Raw genomic sequence first — 704 nt, 5'->3', positions numbered from 1 at the left:
GCCGGTCGCACCGAGCTTGGCCTGGATCAGGCACGCGGTGGACGGGAAAATCAGATCAGGCGTGGTGGTACCCACCACGATCATGTCGAGCTGCGAAGCGTCGATACCGGCCGCTTCAAGCGCACGTACCGCGGCGTGGTAGCCGAGGTCGCTGGTGGTCTCATTCTCGGCCGCGATGTGCCGTTCACGAATACCGGTGCGCGATTGAATCCACTCATCGCTGGTGTCGACCATTTTCTCCAGATCCTGGTTGGTCAACACTTTTTCGGGCAAATAACTACCAGTGCCCGCGATCCTCGAGTAGATCCGCTTGCTCATTGCATGTCCTGCTGTACACGGCCGTCAACAGTGACAGCCGGGAAGAAAGGAGTAAAGGCCGCTGCCCGACCGGGCAGCGGCCCTCACGAATCAATCTTCTTCGACGGCCGAGTTCGACTTGGTCGTGATCACCTTCTTGCCACGGTAGAAACCGTCAGCGGTGATGTGGTGACGCAGATGCACTTCACCGGTGGTCGGATCGGTGGACAGCTGCTTGGCGCTCAGGGCGTCATGCGCACGGCGCATACCGCGGCGGGACGGGGTGACACGGGATTTCTGCACAGCCATGGGATTGCTCCAAACTCGGTTCGTTTTGCTTCGTCGTATCGTCGCGCAGGACGCCAGCGCCCAGCACAGTTTTCGCTTTCGCCGCAGCCGCCGACGAC

General features: G+C 60.8%; 1 protein-coding gene and 1 pseudogene. Both read right to left on the bottom strand.

The features are described 5' to 3' along the window. Positions 1–318: pseudogene (locus tag ACXJKH_RS21695) on the bottom strand (3-oxoacyl-ACP synthase); the annotation flags it as partial. A 90-nt stretch (positions 319–408) separates the two neighbouring features. Beyond that, positions 409–606 carry a 50S ribosomal protein L32 gene (gene rpmF, locus ACXJKH_RS21690; protein WP_017357626.1) on the bottom strand — a complete coding sequence of 66 codons (198 nt, stop codon included), beginning with the start codon at positions 604–606 and terminating at the stop codon, positions 409–411. Between the last annotated feature and the right edge of the window lie 98 nt (positions 607–704).

The organism is Stenotrophomonas sp. P5_B8 (assembly GCF_054049855.1).
This window is presented reverse-complemented; position numbering and strand designations above follow the sequence as displayed.